The organism is Anaeromyxobacter oryzisoli (assembly GCF_022690765.1).
GTDB lineage: Bacteria > Myxococcota > Myxococcia > Myxococcales > Anaeromyxobacteraceae > Anaeromyxobacter > Anaeromyxobacter oryzisoli.
In genome coordinates, this window is record NZ_JALCZA010000007.1 from 1 (window position 1) to 13,678 (window position 13,678).

Annotated in this window: 8 protein-coding genes; 5 read left to right on the top strand and 3 right to left on the bottom strand. The window is 76.0% G+C overall.

From position 1 onward, the window contains the following. Positions 1–112 precede the first annotated feature (112 nt). Positions 113–2,044 (bottom strand): oligoendopeptidase F, encoded by a 1,932-nt coding sequence (pepF, locus tag MNZ27_RS03795; protein ID WP_242392704.1) that lies wholly within the window; start codon positions 2,042–2,044, stop codon positions 113–115. 180 nt (positions 2,045–2,224) lie between these two features. On the opposite strand from pepF, the gene MNZ27_RS03800 reads away from it, so the two are divergent. Further along, complete coding sequence (locus MNZ27_RS03800) at positions 2,225–4,849, top strand: DUF748 domain-containing protein (RefSeq protein WP_242392705.1); 2,625 nt, start codon at positions 2,225–2,227, stop codon at positions 4,847–4,849. A 138-nt stretch (positions 4,850–4,987) separates the two neighbouring features. On the opposite strand, the gene MNZ27_RS03805 is transcribed toward MNZ27_RS03800, so the two are convergent. Beyond that, complete coding sequence (locus tag MNZ27_RS03805) at positions 4,988–5,398, bottom strand: hemerythrin domain-containing protein (RefSeq protein WP_242392706.1); 411 nt, start codon at positions 5,396–5,398, stop codon at positions 4,988–4,990. A 207-nt stretch (positions 5,399–5,605) separates the two neighbouring features. Beyond that, a complete protein-coding gene (locus MNZ27_RS03810; RefSeq protein WP_242392707.1) occupies positions 5,606–6,592 on the bottom strand; it encodes a class I SAM-dependent methyltransferase in 987 nt (328 codons plus the stop codon). A 187-nt stretch (positions 6,593–6,779) separates the two neighbouring features. On the opposite strand from MNZ27_RS03810, the gene MNZ27_RS03815 reads away from it, so the two are divergent. The 4 genes from MNZ27_RS03815 to MNZ27_RS03830 all read left to right on the top strand — a co-directional run bounded on the left by MNZ27_RS03815 (position 6,780) and on the right by MNZ27_RS03830 (position 13,507). After that, positions 6,780–9,215: a DUF3536 domain-containing protein gene (locus tag MNZ27_RS03815; protein ID WP_242392708.1), complete on the top strand. Its 2,436-nt coding sequence runs from the start codon at positions 6,780–6,782 to the stop codon at positions 9,213–9,215. A 165-nt stretch (positions 9,216–9,380) separates the two neighbouring features. Then, positions 9,381–9,959, top strand: a complete 579-nt coding sequence (locus MNZ27_RS03820; protein WP_242392709.1) for a hypothetical protein — start codon at positions 9,381–9,383, stop codon at positions 9,957–9,959. Positions 9,960–10,098: 139 nt separating this feature from the next. Next, positions 10,099–10,806 carry an ABC transporter ATP-binding protein gene (locus tag MNZ27_RS03825; protein WP_242392710.1) on the top strand — a complete coding sequence of 236 codons (708 nt, stop codon included), beginning with the start codon at positions 10,099–10,101 and terminating at the stop codon, positions 10,804–10,806. A gap of 178 nt (positions 10,807–10,984) precedes the next feature. Continuing rightward, a complete protein-coding gene (locus tag MNZ27_RS03830; protein WP_242392711.1) occupies positions 10,985–13,507 on the top strand; it encodes an FtsX-like permease family protein in 2,523 nt (840 codons plus the stop codon). Positions 13,508–13,678: the final 171 nt, after the last annotated feature.

Consider the following 13,678-nt stretch of genomic DNA (forward strand, 5'->3'; position numbering starts at 1 on the left):
CGGCGCGAGCGCCCGTCACGCGCGGGGTACGCCACTGCCCCGCGGCGGGCGCCGCGGACGTGCACCGGGCGCGGAGGCGGGCGCGCGCCCCCCCGCCCGCGCACCGGGCCGATCAGCGCTTGCGCTCGCGCGCCGGCGCCGCCCGTCCGCCCTGCTGGCGCGCGAGGATCGCCTCGATCTCGTCCATGGTGCCGTTCATCTCCTCCATCGCGGCGGCGAACGGCGCCGACGTGGTCATGTCCACGCCGGCCTTCCGGAGGAGGTCCACCGGGTACGCGGACCCGCCGGACTCGAGCAGCGCGAGGTACCGGTCGCGGGCGTCGGTCCGCCCGTGCGCCTCGTCCTCGCGGATCGCCTTCGCGAGGGAGGTCGAGGCCACCAGGCTGGTGGCGTACTGGTAGACGTAGAACCGGTAGTTGAAGAAGTGGAGGATGTAGCTCCACTCGTCGCCGTACAGCGCGGCGACGTTGCAGACGCCCTGGTCGTGCCCGTAGTACCGCCGCACGATGGCGAGGTACATCTCCGAGAGCTTCTCCCCGGTGAGCGCCTCGCCCCGCTCGGCGGCCTCGTGGTAGGCGAGCTCGAACTCCGCGAACATCGTCTGGCGGAAGAGGGTGGTCCGGAGCGTCTCGAGGTGCTGGCCGAGGAGCGCGAGCCGCTCCGGGTCGGTCTTCGCGTCGGCGAGCGCCTTGCGGAAGAGCAGGTTCTCGTTCAGCGTCGAGGCGACCTCGGCGACGAAGGTCGCGTACGCGGACTTCGAGTAGGGCTGGTGCTCGTACGAGAGCACCGTGTGCATCGAGTGCCCCGCCTCGTGCGCGAGGGTGGACACGTCGTCCCACTGCCCGTTGAAGTTGAGGAGCTGGTACGGGTGCACGCCGTACACGCCGGTCGAGTACGCGCCGGCCTGCTTCCCCTGGGCGGGCAGGAAGTCCGTCCAGCCGGTCTCGAAGCCCTTCGCGAGCTGCGCCTGGTACGGCGCGCCGAGGGGGGCCACCGCGGCGAGGGTCATCGCGATCGCCTGGTCCATCGTGTAGCGGCGATCGACCTCCTTCACGAGGGGCGTGTAGAGATCCTCGTAGCCGAGCTGCTTCAGGCCGAGCATGTGCTTGCGGAGGGCGAGGTACCGGTGGAGCGTGGGGAGGTTCGCGTTCACGTCGGCGACGAGCCGGCGGTACACCTCGACCGGGATCTCGTCGGTGAACAGCGCGGACTCGAGCGAGGAGCCGAAGCGGTGGACGTCCTTCTCGAAGAGGTGCGCCTTCACCTGAGCGTAGAGCGCCGTCCCGACGGTCCGCTCGTACCCCTTGAGCGCGCCGAAGAACGCCTGGAACACCTTCTCGCGATCGGCCCGGCGCGGCGCGGTGCGCGCGCGCTGGTACCCGGCCTGGTCGAGCCGGACCTTCTCGCCGGTCGAGAGCGTCACGGTGGGATAGGGCAGGTCGGCGTTCATGAGGACGGTGTCGACGCTCCGCCCGGCGCCGCTCAGATCGCCCGTCATCGCCACGATCCGCTCCTCGGGGGCCGAGAGGGTGTGGGGCTTCCAGCGGATCACGTCCTCCAGGTAGAAGTCCCAGGCCCCGAGCCGCGGCTCCGCCGCGATGGCGCCGCGGATCCGCTCGGCGGGGAGCGCGAGGATGCCCGGCCGGACCCAGGACGTCGCGGCGTCGAGCTGCACCGCGAGCCGCTCCGCCTCGGCCCGCATCGCCCGCGGTCCGGGCTGGCGCGTGTCCTCGTCGGTGCGGGCCGACGCGTACACGAAGATCCGCTCGAGCCGGAGCTGCAGCGCGGCCATGTCGTCGAGCGCGTCGGCGAGCGCCTTCGGGGAGTCGCCGAGGTGGCCCTGGTGCCGCGCGAAGCCGGGCAGGTCCTTCGCCAGCGCCTCCTTCGCGGCGGCCCACGCCGCGTCGGACGGGAAGAGATCCGTCAGCTTCCACTTGTACTTGTCCGGGATCTTCGCGCGGTCGGGGGCGGCGCCGGACGCGGCGGAGCCGGCCGGCGCGGCGGCGAGGGCGAACGCGGCGAGCGAGGCGAGCAGGGTAGCCAAGGGTGTGCCTCCATGGGCGACGGGCGGTGCCCCGCCTCTCCGTCCACACGGGTCAGGTCGTGCGTGCACCGTGCGTGACCGGTCGGCAGCTTGCCGCTTCCGGGGCGCGACGCCAAGACCCGCGGCGGGCCTTTTCGCGAGGACGCTGACAACCGCGGCGGCGTGACATAGCCTCGCGGCATGCCCGGACCCTTCGTGACGAGTCGCAGGTCGCGCATCCTCCTCGGCGTGCTGGCCGTCCTCGTGGTCGTCGCCGTGGTCGCCGTCCTGGCGCTCGACCGGATCCTCCTCTCGCAGGTGCGCAAGCAGACCGACGCGCTCTCGCAGGAGCTCGGACGCCCCATCACGGTAGACGAGGTGAAGACCCGGATCCTCGGCGGACTCGGGGTGAAGGTCGCCGGCGTGGGCATCGGCGCGGGTCCGGGGGAGGGGGCGCCGCTCCTGGAGCTGCGCCGCGCCGAGGTCGGGGTGGGCCTCCTGCGGGCGCTCTTCTCGGGCGGCAAGGAGATCGTGGTCCGGGACGCGGTGCTGGAAGGCCTCCGGGTGAACGTGGTGAAGCTGCCGGACGGCACCACCAACGTCGAGCGGCTCTCGAAGGCGCTCGCGGAGCGGGCCGCGCGCCAGCCGAAGCCGGCGGAGGAGAAGCCCGAGAAGCCCGCGGATCTCTCGCGCTTCCGGGTGGACCGCGCGGCGGTCGAGGACGCGCGGATCGCCTTCGTGGACCGGAGCCTCCCGGGCGCGAAGGAGCTGTACGTGGACCACCTCGGCGTCGAGGTCCGCGATCTGCGCGCCGGGAAGCCGCTCGAGCTGGTGGTGAAGGCGGCGGTCCTCGCCCATGCCGAGAACTTCGAGCTGCGCGTGAAGGCGGCGCCGCTCCCGGCGACCCTGCAGCCGACCGTGGAGGAGCTCACGCTGAAGGTCCAGCCCATCGACCTCGACCCGCTCGCGCCGTTCCTCCCGGCGAGCACCGGGTTCCGCGGCGGCCGGTTCGCGGCGGATCTCCAGGCGGCGCTCGGGGCCGCGGTGCCCGGGGGGAAGGGCAAGACCCGCGTGAAGGGCGGCTTCCAGGCGACCGGGCTCGCCTTCGCCGGCCAGGAGGGCGGCCGCAAGCTGGACGTGACCCTCGCCGCGGATCTCGACGCCGACGCCGCCGCGGGGGACCTCTCCATCGGCAAGCTCGAGCTCACGGCGGGGCCGGTCATCGTCACCGGCCGCGGCCGCGCGACCGGGCTGAAGGGCGACGCGCCGCGCGTGGACGGGCTCCAGCTCGTCGCGCACGGCCTCGATCCCGCGGTGCTCGAGGCCTACTACCCGCCCCTCCGGAAGCAGCTCGGGGGCGCGGTCGTCGCGGGCCCGATCGGGCTCTCGCTCCAGGGCTCGGGGACCGGCCAGGCGCAGTCCCTCGAGCTCCGGGTCGATCTGGGCCCGGTGCGGCTCTCGGTGCCGAAGCAGCTCGAGAAGGCGGCCGGCGCGCCCACGTCGCTCGTCGCGCGGGCGGAGGCGGCGCAGGGCGGGGGGCGCGTCCGCTTCGACGCGGCGCTCGACCTCGGCGGCGTGGATCTGCGGCCCGGCGGGACCGTGGCGAAGAAGCCGGGGGATCCGCTCACCGTGAAGCTCGCCGGCACCTACCGCGGGTCTGCCGGCGCGAAGGACGTGGACGTCTCGACCGTGGACGTGAACCTCCTCGGCGACCGCCTCGGCGGGCGCGCGAAGGTGTCGATGGCCGGCACGCCCGCGAAGCCGACCACCCGGTTCGACGCGGACGTCTCGGGGGCGCGGCTCGACCTCGATCGCCTCCTCCTGCCGACGCCGAAGGAGAAGCCGAAGGAGGCGTCGAAGCCGCTCGAGCCGAAGGCGTTCGCGGGGCTCTCCGGGGTGGCGCGGCTGAAGCTCGGCGCGCTGCGGATGAAGGGGGTCACCGCCACCGACGTGCTCGTCACGATGCGCGTCGAGGAGGACGCGGTGACCTTCGACGAGGCGCGGCTCGTCGCGTTCGGCGGGAGCGTCTCGGCGAAGGGGACCCACCTCCGCCTCGCCCACCCCGAGGCGCCGTTCAAGGTGGTGGCGAACCTGAAGGGCGTGCAGGGGGAGGAGCTGCTCCGGCTGTTCTCGAAGCAGAAGGTGCTCGGGGGCACGCTCGACGCGGCGGTGCAGCTCGACGGGACCGGGCTGAAGCTCCCGGAGATCGAGAAGAGCCTGGCCGGCACGCTGCAGGGCGACCTGCGCGGCGGCACCTTCTACGGCAAGGACCTCGTCGCCGCCGTCACGCAGCCCATCGCGGCGAAGCTGCCGTTCGCGGCGAGCCGGCTGCCGGAGGGCAAGGCGACGAAGCTCGGCAAGGACCTCCCCTTCGCGCTCCACGTGGCGAACGGCGCGGTGCGCCTCGACAGGCCGCTCCAGATCGACACCGGCCAGGGCGCGCTCGCGGTCGAGGGCGGCGCGCGGCTCGACGGCACGCTCGAGATGCCGGCCACGTTCTCGCTGTCGCCGGAGCTCGTCGCGCGGCTGACCGGCGGCCGCGCGAAGCCACGCGCGCCCATCCCCGTCGCGTTCCGGATCGTCGGCCCCGCGACGAGCCCGCGCCTGGAGGGGCTCTCCATCGGGCCCGCGGTCGAGGCCATCGCGAAGGAGGCCGCGACCGGCGCGATCGGCCGTGCCCTCGGCGTGCAGGGCGGGAGCGCGGCGGAGGTCGCGGCGAAGAAGAAGGCCGAGGCCGAGGCGAAGGCCCGGGACGAGGCCGCCGCCGCCCGAAAGCGGGTCGAGGAGGAGGCGCGCAAGCGGCTGAAGGGGCTGTTCGGGAGGTGAGCCGCTCTGCTCGCGGCGAAGGCCCGCCGGGCCGACCGGCGGGCCCCCGCGGCCGGGGCGCGAGCTCGCGGGCGTGCGCGACGGCGCCGCCCATCGGGGGACGGCGCGGGCCGCCCGCGCCGCGGCCGGCGCGCGACGCTACAGGACGACCCGGATCCGCGGCGACGGGGCTGGAGGCCGGGTGGGCAGCTCGCGGTCCGTCCCGCCGTGCGCGGCGAGCCACGCGGTGAGCCACGCCGCGGGGCGGAGCGCGTCGAGCCCCTCCGCCCCCTCGCGCCCGGCGTGATCGGCGAGCACCTCGAGGTCGGAGAGGAACTTCGCGTGCTCCTGCGCGTGCCGGACGAGGCTCGGCGCCCGCGTCTCCGCGAGCAGCCGCTCCTCGGCGACGAACTGGGCCCGGGCCGCCGCCGTGAGCCGTTGCAGCAACCCCGGCAGCTCCGCGCGGCGCCCGGCGTCGAGCGCCTCGAGGAAGCACTCCGCGCGGACGAAGAGCTCCTCGCGGAGCGACTCCAGCTCGAGCGGAGCGGCGGCGATACACGGCTTGGGCATGAGCTCTCCTCCGGTGCGGGACGAAGCAGAAGATTGCCGGAGAAGACCAGAACGGATCCGGGGCGTGCAAGTCCCCGGGTCGTGTGTCTGGCTTGCGCTTCACGGTGGTCTTCGCGCCTACGTTGGCGGTGGGTGAAGGGGATCCGGCGCGCCCGCCCGGCGTGGCGCACGGCGCCGCGTCCTGGGCGCTCGACGCGGGTGGGGCTGTCAGGCGCGGCGCCTCACCTGGGTCGCGTACCAGGGGATCGTCGCCGCGGCCCCCGGCGGCGCCGGGATCGATACGGGCAGGCGCGTGACGTCCCACGTCGCCGGCGGGAGGTGCTCCTCGACGAACGGCAGGCCGGGCACGTACGCGAAGACGCCGCCGGGCCGGACCGCGCGGAGGATCTCCATGTAGCGCCGGGCGTAGCGGAGCGCGTCGCCGCCGGGTCTCAGGTGCTGGTGGACGAAGTGCAGCGAGAAGCCGAGGTGCGAGAGCACCGTCCCGAGGCTCGCGGGGGCGAGCGGCTCGACGAGCCAGTCGCCCCGGCGCACGCCCTCGCCGGGCTCCGCGGCGCGGTCCAGGCCACGGGCGTCGATCCCCCTCGCGCGCAGGTGGCGGACGAGGCGGGCCTCCGCCCCGCAGCCGAGGTCGAGGACGGGCGCGAGGAGCGCGCCGGGATCGAGGCCGAGGACGCTGAGCTGCAGCTCGGGGCCGTACTCCGCGCTCGCGACCAGGCGGAGCGCGGCGCCGCCCGGCGCGAGGGCGGCGCGGGCGAGCGCGGAGAGCCCGGCGAGGTACTCGGCGGCGATCGTGCGCGCGTGCGCCGCCAGCGCTTGCTCCGAGGCCCCATCCCGGAGCGCGCCGGCGAGGCCGGCGAGCGCCCGCGCGTGGAGCCCGTCGAGCCGCCGGACCGCGTCCGGCCCGAAGGCGAACTGGTTCGAGCGCTGCAGCGCGCGCACCGCCCGCACGGTGAGGTGGCCCGCGGGATCCCGCTCCCAGGCGCCGTCGCCCGCCGGTGCGGCGAGGGCCTCCTCGAGCCAGGCGGCGAGCGGCCCGCGCGCCCGCCACAGGAACGCGACGAGATCCGCCGGGAGCGCCGCCGCGGAGCTGGGGAGGGCGGCGACGTCGCGGAGCCCCGCACCCGCGTGGCGCTCCGCCGCGGAGACGAGGCGGTCGCGAAGCTCGACGGCGGCGGGGGGTAGGGGCGGCATGGGCGGACGGAGCCTAAGCCGCGGCCGCCGCCTGCGCAAAGGCGCGCGGCGTCTCCCGCGGCGACGCGAGCCGGGGATCGCCGCCGCAGCCGCCGTCGGCGGCCTGGCGTTCGACGGACGGGCCTGCCGGGCAAGGGCCCTGTCCGGGCAGGCCGCGGCGCGCCGCGACGTCCTAGGATGAGGGGAGATGACGCGTCGATTGATCTGCCTGCACGGTCACTTCTACCAGCCGCCCCGCGAGAACCCGTGGCTGGAGGAGATCGAGGTCCAGGACTCGGCCGAGCCGTTCCACGACTGGAACGAGCGGATCGCCGCGGAGTGCTACGGGCCGAACGGCGCGGCGCGGATCAAGAACGCGGCGGATCGGATCGTCGAGATCGCAAACAACTACCTCCACCTGTCGTTCAACTTCGGCCCGACGCTGCTCGCCTGGCTCGAGCGCCGCCGGCCGGAGGTCCTCGCCCACGTCCTCGAGGCCGACGCGCGCAGCCTGGAGGGGCGCGGCCACGGCAACGCCATCGCCCAGGGCTACAACCACTCGATCCTCCCGCTCGCCACCCCGCGGGACCGCCGCACCCAGATCCGCTGGGGCATCGCCGACTTCCGACGCCGCTTCCACCGGGCCCCCGAGGGCTTCTGGCTCCCCGAGACCGCCGCCGACGTGGCGACGCTCACCGCGCTCGCCGACGAGGGGATCCGCTTCACGATCCTCTCGCCCTACCAGGCGGTCCGGGTCCGCCCCCCCGACGGCGAGTGGCAGGACGCGTCGGGCGCGCGCTTCGACCCGACCCGGCCCTACCGCGTGCGGCTCGGGGAGCGCGAGATCGTGGCCTTCTTCTACGACGGCCACATCGCCCGGGAGATCGCCTTCGGGGACGCGCTGTCCTCGCCGGAGAAGCTCCTCGCGCGGCTCGAGGGCGGGTTCGATCCGGGGCGCGACCACGACGAGGTCCTGGTGGTCGCGTTCGACGGCGAGACCCTCGGTCACCACCGGAAGGGCGGCGACGAGACCCTCGCGGCGGCCCTGCGGACGGCGGTGCGGCGCCCGGACCTCGAGATCGTGAACCTCGGGCAGGCGCTCGACCGCGTCCCGGCGGAGTGGGAGGCGGAGATCGCAGAGGGGTCCTCCTGGAGCTGCGCCCACGGGATCGAGCGCTGGCGCTCCGACTGCGGGTGCCGCGCGGGCGGGCCGGAGGGGTGGAAGCAGGCGTGGCGCGCGCCGCTCCGCGAGGCGCTCGACGCGCTCCGCGAGCGGCTCGACGCCGTGTTCGAGCGCGAGGCCGCGGCGCTCTTCCCGGAGCCCTGGAGCACGCGCGATCGGTACGTGGACCTGCTCCTCGATCCGCAGCGGCGCGACGCAGGCGAGCTCCTCCGGCGCGAGGCGGGCCGGGCGCTCGCCGAGGAGGAGGTCCGGCGCGCGCTGCGGCTCCTCGAGCTGGAGCGCCACGCGCAGCTCATGTTCACGAGCTGCGGCTGGTTCTTCTCGGAGGTGTCCGGGATCGAGACGGTGCAGATCCTCCGCTACGCCGCGCGGGCGATCCAGCTCGCCCGGGAGCTCGTCGACGTCGATCTGGAGCCCGAGTTCGAGGCGGCGCTGGCGCGGGCGCCGTCGAACGTCCCCGAGCTCCGGGACGGCCGCGGCGTGTACCGGGCGCTCGTGAAGCCGAGCGTGGTGACGCTGGAGGGCGTCGGCGCGCACCTCGCCATCGCGGGCTCGGTCCGGCCGCTCGCGGACGAGGGCCGGACCTTCTGCTACGCATACCGGCTGGAGGGGCGCCGCAAGTCGCAGGCCGGACCGGTGTCGATCGCGCTCGGGCGGCTCCAGCTCGAGAGCGCCCTCACCCGCGAGACCCTCGACGCGCTCTGCTGCGTGCTCCACTTCGGCGCGGCGGACTTCCGCTGCGGCCTCGCGCCGTACCAGGGGCCGGAGCACCTGCGCGACGTGGAGGAGGCGCTCCTGGGCCCTGGCGGGCCGCGATCGCTCGCCCACCTCCTCCGCGCGGTGGACCGGCACTTCCCCGGCCGCGACTACGCGCTCGGCGACCTGTTCCTCGACGAGCGGCGCGCCGTCGCCGGGGTCCTCCTCGAGGGGACCATGCGCCGGTACGAGGACGACTACCTCGAGATCTTCGAGGACAACCTGCGGCTGATGGAGTTCCTGCGCGACATCGACTCGCCGGTGCCGGGGCCGCTCCGGGTCGCGGCGGACGTGACGCTCACGCGGCGCGTGCTGGAGGTCACCGCGGCGGCGCGGGCGGGCAGCGTCGACTTCCCGCGGGCCGAGGCCGAGCTCACCAGCACGGCCGAGCTCGCGCGCCGCCTCGGCGCGCACCTGCACTTCGCCGCGGTCCGGCGCGACGTGCAGGCGCTCGTCGAGAGCCGTCTCGAGGCGCTCCTCGCCGGGCCCTCGGCCGCGGAGAGCGCCACCCAGGTGACGCAGATCCTCGGGCTGGCGCAGCGGCTCGGGCTCGAGCTCGACCTCTGGGACGTGCAGAACCAGGTGTGGGACTGGGCGGGCTCCACGCTGGTCACGGTCGATCGCGGGGCGACGGCGGCGCTCGCGCGGAGCCTCTGGTTCGACGAGGCGACGCTGCTCGCCCGCGCCGGGTTCATCGCGTCTTAGGGCCTTCAGGCGCTTGCGGCAGGTGGCGATCGATGCAGGTTGCCCGCGCGCGAACGCGCACCCGGTCAACCCGGTCACACGTCCTGGATCGCGGCTCCCGCGTCTCCTGGTCACGCTTGTCGGTGACCCGATTGGGGTACAATGCCGGCCCCCCAGGAGGGCCGGATGACCAAGGCGGAGAAGACCATCGCGTTGTTCCTCGCCGCGAGCGCCGTCGGCGCGCTCGCGCTCGTCGCGTGCCAGGAGCTGGCCGGCGGCGTGATCGCCCGCGTCCTGGACGTGAAGGACGCGCAGGTATGGGGAGGCCTCGGGCTGGGGCGGTTCGCCGTCTTCAAGCTGGGGCTGCTCCTCGCGGTGCTGCCCTGGATCCTCGATCGGGCCGGCGAGGAGCGCCGGCTCGTCGGCGGCCTGCTCGCGACCGCGGTCTTCACCTGGGTGGCGACCTCCTTCGTCTTCGTCGAGCGTGAGCTCGGCGCGACGTACGCGCTCCTCGGCGTGGCCGCCACGTTCGCCTCCGCGTTCGAAGGCTGGCGGCGGTGGGCGGCCTCGTTCGCCCTCGGGCTCGTGGTCGCGGGGACGTTCCTCGCGGTCCAGGGCGAGTCGCTCGCGGCGGGGAAGAACTTCGGGGCGGCGATCGTGCTCGGGCTCGCGTTCTGCGGCCCCGCCATCGCGGCGATCGTGTTCGCGCCGGCCGCGGTGGCGCGCGGCCTCGGCACCATCGAGGCGCGCCTCGGCCGCGGCTAGTGCCGCGCGTCAGGAGCTGCGAGCCGGAGCCCGCGCGCGGTAGGCGGGTGGGGGTTGGGGGAGGCGGCGCTCCGCCTCCCCCGGCAGGGCGCCGCGATCGTTGAAATCGACGCCGGCCGGGGGCATGAAAGAGGTCCCCATGCCGCCGGTCCTGGCGTTTCGTGACGTCGCGCGCAGCTACCGGACCGCCGGCGGCGAGCTCCCGGTGCTGCGCGGGATCTCGGGAGAGGTCCCCGCGGGCCGGGCCGTGGCGATCACCGGCCGGAGCGGCTCGGGCAAGTCCACGCTGCTCCACCTCGCGGCCGGCATCGACGCGCCGGACTCGGGCGAGGTGCTCCTCCTCGGCCGCTCGCTCGGCCGGCTCTCGGATCGGGATCGGACCCTCGCGCGCCGCGAGGGCATCGGGCTGGTGTTCCAGTTCTTCCACCTGCTCCCGCACCTCACCGCCGAGGAGAACGTCCTCGTGCCGGCGCTCGTCGCCGGCGATCCGCCTGGCCCCGCCCGCGCGCGGGCCCGGTCGCTGCTCGCGCGCGTCGGGCTCGGGGGGCGGGGCGGCGATCCGGTCCAGAAGCTCTCCGGCGGCGAGATGCAGCGGGTCGCCCTCTGCCGCGCCCTCCTCCGCCGGCCGACGCTGCTCCTCGCCGACGAGCCCACCGGGAACCTGGACGAGGCGAGCGGGCAGGTCGTGATGGAGCTCCTCCTCGAGGTGGCGCGGGAGGAGGGGAGCGCGCTCGTGTACGTGACCCACAGCCGCGAGCTCGCGGCGGCCGCGGACGAGGTCTGGACGCTGCACGCAGGCCGGCTCGAGGCCGCGCGGAGCGGGGGCGCGGCCCCGGTCGCCGGGTGATGGCGACACCCACTCGCCTCGAGCTGCTGCGGCGCACGCTGCCTGCCTGCGCGGGGCAGGCTCCTCCCTGCGCTGCTCGACGTGCCAACAGGCACGCCTGCGCTGCTCGGTCGTCGTGTGCCCCCGCTCGGCGACGGCATCGTGGGCCTCGCGACGCTCGACGCAAGCGGGTGGCGCCATGAGGCAGTACCTCCCGCGCGCCGTGGCGAAGGAGGTCCGGGGCGGGAAGGCCCTGTTCCTGCTCGCGGTCGCCGGCGTCGCGCTCGGGGTCGCGTCGGTCCTCTCGATCCAGCTCCTCGACGCGAGCGCCCTCGGCGCGTTCTCCGGGACGGTGAAGGCGGTCTCGGGCGACGCCGACCTGTCGGTGCTGCCCTGGGCCGGCGCCCTCGACGAGGCGCTCCTCGACGAGGTGCTGGCGGTGCCCGGCGTGGCCGCGGCCGCGCCGGTGTTCCGGGCGGACGTGGCGGTGGACGGCCGGCCCGGCGTCACGCTCGAGCTCGCCGGCGTGGATCTCGTCTCGCCGCGGAAGGGGCCGCGGCTCCTCGACGCCGGCGTCCTCGAGGCGGCGCTCGGGACGCCGGGCTGGGTCGCGGTCTCGTCCGCGTGGGCGGCCGAGCAGGGGTGGCGCGCCGGCGACCGGATCGGCGTCTCCCTCGGCTCGCGGCGCGCGACGCTGGTGATCGGCGCGATCGTCGAGCTCGAGCGCGTCGCGCCGCTGGCGAGCCGCCGCCTCGCGATCATGGACCTCGCGCAGGCGCAGGGCCTCCTGGGGGGCCGCGGGCGGCTCCACGAGATCGCCGTCCGGGCCACGCCCGGCGTCTCGCCGGACGCGCTGGCGGAGCGGCTCGCGGCGCGGCTCGGCGGCCGGGGGCGGGTCGCCACCGCGGCGCAGCGGACGGTCGAGGCGGAGGGGCTCCTCGGCGCGTTCCGCCTGAACCTGACCGCGCTGTCGCTCGTGTCGCTCCTGGTGGGCGGGTTCCTGGTCTACGCCTCGGTGCGCGCCTCCGTGGCGCGCCGGCGGGAGGAGCTCGGCGTGCTCCGCGCGGTGGGGGCGACGCGGGCGCAGGTGGTCGGCCTGGTGCTGGGGGAGGCGGCGGTGCTCGGCGCCTTGGGGACGGCCGCCGGGATCCCCCTCGGCTGGCTCGCGGCGCGCGCCAACGTCGCCGCGGTCTCCGGGACGGTGCGCAACCTGTACCTGCTCGAGGGGATCGAGGGGATCGCCCTCACGCCGGGGCTGGCGCTCCTCGGCGTCGTCACCGGGATCGGCGGCGCCGTGGCCGGCGCGCTCTGGCCGGCCGTCGACGCCGGGCGCACCGACCCGCGGGCGCTCCTCGCGTCGATCTCCCTGGAGGAGCGGGTCGGCGCGGGCGCCGCCCGGCTGCTCGCCGCCGGGCTCGCGGTCCTGGCCGCCTCGGCCGCGATCGCGGCGGCGACCGCGCGACGCTGGGCGCCGGCCGGGTTCGTGCTCGCGGTGGGCGTCCTCGTCGCCGTGCCACTCGCCGCGCCGGCCGCGCTCCGGGTCCTGACCCGCCTCCCTCGCCCGCGCCGGCTGGGCGTCCGCGAGGGGGCGCGCCGGCTCGGGACGCGCCTGTCCGCCGCCGCCCCCGCCGCGGGGGCGCTCGCCGTCGCCGTCGCGATGCTGGTCGGCGTCACGGTGATGGTGGGGAGCTTCCGGACCACCGTCGTCCGGTGGCTCGACGCGACGCTCCGCTCCGACGTGTACGTCTCGACCCCGTCGTGGCGCCGCGCCCGGAGCGAGGCGACCCTCGGCCCCGAGGTGATCGCGGCGCTCCGCGCGCTCCCCGGCGCGACGGTGGCGGTCATGCGGCAGCACGCCGGGTTCGGGGCGGGCCGGCGGATCCTGGTGAGCGGCGTGGACGCCGCCCTGCCGGCGGCCGGGCGGCGCGTGGCGCTCGTCGGCGGCGGCGACGGAGCGGCCGCGATGGCCGCGCTCCGCCGCGGCGCGGTCCTGGTCTCCGAGCCGCTCGCGCGGAAGGCGGGGCTCGACGCGGGCTCGACGCTCGCGCTCCGGGCGCGGGACGGAGAGGTGACGCTCCCGATCGCCGGCGTCTACCGCGACTACGGTACGGAGGGCGGCGCCGTCCTCCTGGACGTGGCGACCTACGCCCGGCTCTACGGGCCCGGGCTGCCGTCGAACGCCTCCGTCGACCTCCCGCGCGGCGCGGACCCGGAGGCGGCGGTGCGCGCGCTCCGGGCGGCGCTGCCCGGCGCGCCGCTCCTCATCCGCTCGAACCGGACGCTCCGGGGGGAGGTGCTCGCGATCTTCGAGCAGACCTTCGCGATCACCCGGCTGCTCGAGGCGATGGGGCTCCTCATCGCCGCGGCGGGCGTCACGCTCGCGCTCCTCGTGCTCGCCCGGGAGCGCCGGGGAGAGCTCGCCCTCTACCGCGCCCTCGGCGCCACGCGCGGGCAGCTCTTCCGGGTGTTCCTCGGGCGCGGGCTCGCGGTCGGCGCGGCGGGGCTGGTCCTCGGCGCCGCCGGGGGATGGGGGCTCGCGCTGATCCTCGTGAAGGCGGTGAACCCGGCGTTCTTCGGGTGGACGCTGGAGGTGGCCGTGCCCTGGGCGACCCTCGCCGGGGAGGCCGCGGCCATCCTCGCGGCGGCGGCGGCGGCGAGCCTCTACCCCGCGGTCGCGGCGAGCGCCACGCCCGCGCAGGAGCTCTCGCGCGATGCGCTCTGACTCGCCTTTGGCCGTTTTCCGAGCATGCGGACGCAACTGGAGGCGAGTCAGAGGCGATTTCCGGGCTCGCTGCATACGGCCGCAGCGAGCCCTCTAGGGGGGGGGGGGGGGGGGGGGGGGGGGCGGCGGCCCCCCCCCCCCCCCCCCCCGCGCCGCGGCCCCAGCGCGCAG

Coding starts and splice junctions, on each gene's coding strand:
- MNZ27_RS03800 (WP_242392705.1), top strand. CDS start 2,225: ATGCCCGGACCCTTCGTGACGAGTCGCAGGTCGCGCATCCTCCTCGGC.
- MNZ27_RS03805 (WP_242392706.1), bottom strand. CDS start 5,398: ATGCCCAAGCCGTGTATCGCCGCCGCTCCGCTCGAGCTGGAGTCGCTC.
- MNZ27_RS03810 (WP_242392707.1), bottom strand. CDS start 6,592: ATGCCGCCCCTACCCCCCGCCGCCGTCGAGCTTCGCGACCGCCTCGTC.
- MNZ27_RS03815 (WP_242392708.1), top strand. CDS start 6,780: ATGACGCGTCGATTGATCTGCCTGCACGGTCACTTCTACCAGCCGCCC.
- MNZ27_RS03820 (WP_242392709.1), top strand. CDS start 9,381: ATGACCAAGGCGGAGAAGACCATCGCGTTGTTCCTCGCCGCGAGCGCC.
- MNZ27_RS03825 (WP_242392710.1), top strand. CDS start 10,099: ATGCCGCCGGTCCTGGCGTTTCGTGACGTCGCGCGCAGCTACCGGACC.
- MNZ27_RS03830 (WP_242392711.1), top strand. CDS start 10,985: ATGAGGCAGTACCTCCCGCGCGCCGTGGCGAAGGAGGTCCGGGGCGGG.